Below are 5,112 nucleotides of genomic sequence, written 5' to 3'. Positions count from 1 at the left end.
GCCATGGGGTGTGCGGTCGCGGGCAGCGCGGCGATAAGCTCTGTGGAAGCCATGAGATCCGTTTCCGATCTTGATGGTCAGACCCCGGTCCGTGTTCCCGCACAGGCCGGGGTTGTTTGTCGCGATGGACGCTAGCCGCATCTGACGACCCGTCGCAACCTGATCACCCAAAGTCATCCGTGCTGGTATACGCGCGACTTGGGGCGGGAGGGCGGGTAAGACCCACCGCCCATTCCTACAGAAACGAGCTCGGACTCCGAGGCCCGCCGCTCGGCGCTCAAGGCCCGGCGCTCACCTCCGCCGCGACGCCCCCTGACGGGCGTCACGCCCCAATCCCACGCGACGAACGCCACCCGAGCGCCGAGCGCCACAGCGAACTCCCCCGGGCGCGCTCCGCCTTCGACGGTGCGGGCGCCGGGACAGCTCGCGCTCAGGGTCTCGGGGTTGCGGGCGCCTTCACTCCTTCGAGGAAGGCGGTCCACGCAGCGGCCGTAAAGAGGAGCGCCGGCCTGGCGGGGCACTTGCTGTCCCGAACGGGGATGGTGCCGGGTATCTGAGCGGCAGTCTCGAGGCAGTCGCCGCCTGCGGCGTTGCTGTAACTGCTCTTGCGCCATTGCGCGTTCGTCAGGGCATCTCGGGTGACACGCATGAGTAGTGCTCCTCCATGACCATGCGGATCAGCTCCGCAGACCCGACCGGGGACAGTGCGTTGGCTTGGAGGCGATCGTAAAGGACGGCGCGCCTCATCACCTCGGCGGATTCCTCGATCAGGCGGCCGAAGACGATGCCCTCTTCGTACGCCAACTCGTGCCCGTCCGGCAACGACAACAGCGTGAACGAACCTCCCATGGTGGCGGGGTCCGCGCTCTTGAACGGTACGACCTGCATGTGGATGCGCGGCCGCTCCCCCAGACGCAGCAGGTGTGCCAGTTGCTCTCGCATGACCTCTCGGCTGCGGACGATCCGGTAAAGCACCGCTTCGTCCAGGACGCTCGACACCCATGGAGGCTCGGCCCTCCCGAGGATCGCTTGACGGTCAAGCCGTGCCGCGACCTTCACTTCCGGTGCCTGCGGGGCGCGACTCGGTGGAGGGCGTGCTCAAGCAACTGAGCGATCTGGGCGAGTGAGCAGAGTCAGACGACGGTGGCTGCGGCTGCGACGGCCAGGTTGAACAGGTCGGGACGACGTCATCTGGCCACCGAACAGGGCGGCAGCCACTGGTAGCAGTCACCGCACGGGTCGGCACGCGCCATGGGAGGCTGGTCTACGCCCTGTTTCGTGTGCTTCGTCGAAAGCTCTGCGGATCTCGACGGGGATGCGTCCGCGTGGGGGCAGGTCGTCGTAGCCGTGTTGCCAGGCCCATTCTCTGATGGCTTGTGAGTCGATGGTGTTGCTGTGGGCGTCGATCTCTTGCCGGGTGAGGTGGCTGGCCTGACCGGTGCTGGGTTCGAATGGGCGGAAGGATGGTGGTTCTTCCAAGAGGCCGTCGGGGAACATCGGGACGCTGATGTCGCCGGCGACGAAGCGGGTGAGAAAGGCGGTGATGGTGCCGGTGAAGGTGAACCAGCGTGTGCCGTTCGGTTCCTTAATGGCGACAGCCCAGGATTCCGGGTCCGTGGCTTGGTTGGTGACCCAGAAGAGGTAATCGCCGTTGCCGGTGCCGCCAGCGGGTTGGAGGGCCTCGACCGGGTAGGGCATGGGTTCCCCGGTCCAGTCCCGGCTTCTCTCCAGCGCTGCTCGGATGCTGGGTGTTTCTCCTTCGATGTCGAGGAAGTCGGTGGGGGCGTAGCTGCGGGGTTGGTAGATGGAGAGAAAGCTGTTGAATTGTCCCGGCCCGTATGCCTCGACCAGCTGCTTGTAGTCCTCGGGGAGTCGGGTCCCAAGGATGCGTTCCACCGTGTCCCAGTCGGGTTGCGGCTGCTCTGGGATGCGTCGTGTGGGGGGTGGGCACAGCTCTGCGAGGCGGTCCAGTTCGGTCATCAGGGCTCCTGAAACGACGCGGGGTTGGTGAGCGGCTCGTCGAAGAGGCGTGAGCCATCACGTCTGAAAGCCGCACGGCCCCTACTCTTCAGCGGGAACCCGGGACGCTGCTACAGTCCGTAATTATCGCTGGTCACAGTCTGTTCGGCGAAGGCGAGGAGGGTGCCGAGGTCGACAGGCCGGCTGGCCGCTGAGGACCCCTGGAGGTGCAGTGCGCCGTCCCATTGCGCTCGCCAGACGTCCGCGTGGCGGTTTTCCCATTCGACGAGGCTCCCAGGAGCCTCCTGCAGGAGCTCGAGTTCCCGCAGGAGGATCGGGAGCGTGGCGAATCCGCGGTGAGGGCCTGTACTTCCGCTTCGCGTCCTGGTGTTGTCATAGCGCATCTTGAGGAAGGGGACGGGCTCGCGGTCGAGTTTGGTCGGCCGCAGCATCTTCCGGACCCTTGCCTGCGCTTCCTCCTCATCCTCGGTTCCCGAAAACTCTGACCGGTATCCGGGGAACACCGCGTAGGCAACGGAGTGGAGGTCCGGGTGTTCCTTGACCAGGTAACCGTGCACTCCGGGCGGGGCGGCTGCCATGGTGTCGAATGAATATCCCGGGTGGCTGAACCCCTCGATGGGCACCAGGTGGCGGCCGGAAGACGTCACCTCGGAGGTGCGTTCCCGCGCGAAAGTCAGCAGTGCGCGCACCAGATCATAGTCGCAGATGTCCATCACATTGACCTGGAACAGATGGCCCTTGTCTTCGCTCAACGCAGCGAAGAAGTTGAACCTCGGATTCGGCGACCAATGCCACGCATCTGAGAGGCCGTCAAGAGGTCCCGCGCCGGGAAGGCGGGAAACATCGGTAATCAAATCCATTGGGGCGTCTCCTGTACCTCGCCGTACGTCAATTACAAGAATAACCGGGGCCCATGTCCTGACGATAGTTCTCGCCCATTTGGGTTCCGGCACTGGAGACCCTCTGTCGATACGCTCGGCCAGGGTGCCTGCGGGGGTCACGCTACGAGACGCTCAGAATCTCGTATCAGGAGCCGCCATCTACAGCATCCGACCTTCTCTGCGAGGCGGAGTCGGTGGCCATAAGCTCACGCAGAGATCGTCCCAGTTCCCGGGCAAAAGCGATTGCGTTTTCGCGATACCAGCCGGTCCGCAGATGAAAGTCTTCGTCCGAGATGAAGTCAACTACGGCACCTGTGAGACAAGAGTGGATCACATGCAACTGCTGAATCGTAAAAGTAACTTCACTTCTGTGGTTCACAGAGGCGATCAGAGCTAGCCCTTCATTAATGTCGTCAGCCGCCTCCCGGGTGGATCCGAGGTAAAATTCTACAATCTCTCCTCCCCAATTACCTCCGGTCACCAGGCTTAGACACTCCCTAACTAGAGATGCCTGAGGTGGCGAATCGGTCATTACCTTCTGGGGAAACAGGGATCCTTGCTCTCACTTCGTCTGGTACCTTCCGGAATCAACCGTCGGCGCCGAGCACCTGCACAGTTTTTTAGGGACCGCTCGCGGCGCCCACCGGGCGCGCTCAGACCAGGGCGGTGCCGATCAGGCCCTCTCGGGTGACCAGGGCCGCCAGTTGGTCCTCGGGCAAGTCCTCGGTGCCGGAGGGGCGTTGGGGGAGGACCAGGTAGCGGCTTTCCGCGCTGGAGTCCCAGACCGTGATCTCGCGGCCCGGCGGGAGGTCGAGGCCGAACTCCGCGAGGACCGCGCGCGGTTCGCGAACGACGCGAGAGCGGTACGCCTCGCTCTTGTACCAGGACGGAGACGGTCCGAGCAGCGCCACCGGGTAGCACGAACACAGCGTGCAGACCAGCACGTTGTGCCGGTCGGGGGTGTTGGCGACGACCTTCAGGCGCTGCTCCTGAAGTCCGCCCGCCATGGACAGGCCGACCTCCGGCAGGGCGCCGTTGGCGTCGTCCAGCAGCCTCTCGCGGAAACCGGGGTCCGTCCATGCGCGAGCGGCGATACGCGCGCCGTTGAGCGGAGACGCACCGTTGAGCACGCCGCTGAGGATCGCGTCCAGTTCGTCGTCGGTGACGTGTCCGGCGGCGATGAGCCGCTCCTCCAGCCGGCGCACCCGGGCCGCGACGGGGTTGCTGGTGTGTTCTCCGCTCATGTGGCGGTCTCCTCGGCAGGTACGACAAGTTCCAGATACGACTGCCACAGGTCGAGCGTCACCTCGTGCGTCCCCTCGCCCCACAGGTCGTGGGCGGCAAAGGCGACGGTGTAGACCGGCTCGACGCGGGGTGCGGGACGATGACCGGCCACGTCGTCGGCAAGCGGCCAGCTGCCGGTGACGGCGACGATGCGCCCGGTGCGGCCCCTGGCGTATTGCGGCAGCCGTGTGTGCCCGGCCGGATCGACTGCGCGGGTACGGACCCGGTCCCCCGGCGAAAAGGCGGTGGGCCGGTCAGTCGTCACCGGGCACGCCCCGCTCCGCCGTGAGGTGCTCGATCGCGTGGAGCCAGCGCTCGTAGTAGGAGGCCGCCAAGTACTCCTGCGGCGGCATGCGTTCGATGGCGTCGCGGAACTCGTCCAGTGCGTACACCCCGCGCCGTACGAGGGCGGTGTTGAGGGCGTAGACCCGTGCCTCCCAGTCCGCGTGGAAGACCGGCTCGTCCTCCTCCGCCTCGACCGGCCCGAAGCCCGTCTGCCCGCCGACGTCGTTGACCCTGCTCATGTGACGCAGCCTAGGCGCCGATACCGGCACGGGGAACTCTCCGGCGCTCCGGCGCGCCCCTTCATCCTTGGCTGTTCGCCGAGCTCCGGCCCCACCCGGGCACCGATGGGCAGCGCCCGGCCCCGCGACCCTGCGGACTGCGGCTGCGGCTGCGGCTGCGGGGCGAAGTGCGCCGGTCGAACCGGTCCCGGTTCGGTGACCCGCGTCACACCCGGCTCCTGTCAGCAATCGGGGCGCCGTCTCGTTCAAAGGGCGCGCGAACGAGACAAAGGAGCAAGCCATGAAGCACCGCATCGTCGTACTCGGCGCCGGATACGCCGGGGCCTTCGCCGCCGGAAACCTGGCCCGCCGGCTCTCCCCCGCCGACACCGAGATCACCGTCGTCAACGCCGTGCCCGACTTCGTTGAGCGGATGCGGCTCCACCAGCTCGCGATCGGCCAGG

7 protein-coding genes and 2 pseudogenes are annotated in these 5,112 nt (G+C 66.0%); 1 reads left to right on the top strand and 8 read right to left on the bottom strand.

What is annotated here, in order from left to right:
• Positions 1-430: 430 nt before the first annotated feature.
• From ACRDP3_RS12700 to ACRDP3_RS12665, 8 genes and pseudogenes are all read right to left on the bottom strand, one after another.
• Positions 431-649: a DUF397 domain-containing protein gene (locus tag ACRDP3_RS12700; RefSeq protein WP_431517010.1), complete on the bottom strand. Its 219-nt coding sequence runs from the start codon at positions 647-649 to the stop codon at positions 431-433.
• Positions 625-1,074 (bottom strand): annotated as a pseudogene (locus tag ACRDP3_RS12695) (DUF5753 domain-containing protein); the annotation flags it as partial. The pseudogene ACRDP3_RS12695 and the gene ACRDP3_RS12700, both read right to left, overlap by 25 nt.
• A gap of 153 nt (positions 1,075-1,227) precedes the next feature.
• Positions 1,228-1,980, bottom strand: coding sequence for an Lsr2 family DNA-binding protein (locus tag ACRDP3_RS12690; protein ID WP_431517009.1), 753 nt, complete (start codon positions 1,978-1,980; stop codon positions 1,228-1,230).
• 110 nt (positions 1,981-2,090) lie between these two features.
• Positions 2,091-2,840 (bottom strand): hypothetical protein, encoded by a 750-nt coding sequence (locus tag ACRDP3_RS12685; protein WP_431517008.1) that lies wholly within the window; start codon positions 2,838-2,840, stop codon positions 2,091-2,093.
• Between the two features lie 166 nt (positions 2,841-3,006).
• Positions 3,007-3,342 carry a hypothetical protein gene (locus ACRDP3_RS12680; RefSeq protein ID WP_431517007.1) on the bottom strand — a complete coding sequence of 112 codons (336 nt, stop codon included), beginning with the start codon at positions 3,340-3,342 and terminating at the stop codon, positions 3,007-3,009.
• Positions 3,343-3,514: 172 nt separating this feature from the next.
• Complete coding sequence (locus tag ACRDP3_RS12675; RefSeq protein WP_431517006.1) at positions 3,515-4,105, bottom strand: nitrile hydratase subunit alpha; 591 nt, start codon at positions 4,103-4,105, stop codon at positions 3,515-3,517.
• Complete coding sequence (locus ACRDP3_RS12670) at positions 4,102-4,410, bottom strand: SH3-like domain-containing protein (protein ID WP_431517005.1); 309 nt, start codon at positions 4,408-4,410, stop codon at positions 4,102-4,104. The genes ACRDP3_RS12675 and ACRDP3_RS12670 overlap by 4 nt, the downstream gene beginning before the upstream one ends.
• Positions 4,400-4,669 (bottom strand): hypothetical protein, encoded by a 270-nt coding sequence (locus ACRDP3_RS12665; RefSeq protein ID WP_431517004.1) that lies wholly within the window; start codon positions 4,667-4,669, stop codon positions 4,400-4,402. Before ACRDP3_RS12665 ends, ACRDP3_RS12670 begins: the two co-directional genes overlap by 11 nt.
• Positions 4,670-4,949: 280 nt before the next feature.
• On the opposite strand from ACRDP3_RS12665, the pseudogene ACRDP3_RS12660 reads away from it, so the two are divergent.
• A pseudogene (locus ACRDP3_RS12660) lies at positions 4,950-5,112 on the top strand (oxidoreductase); the annotation flags it as partial.

Source organism: Streptomyces sp. (genome assembly GCF_050698815.1).
Lineage (GTDB): Bacteria > Actinomycetota > Actinomycetes > Streptomycetales > Streptomycetaceae > Streptomyces.
Note: the sequence above shows the minus strand (reverse complement) of the source record. Positions and strands in the feature narration are given on the sequence as shown.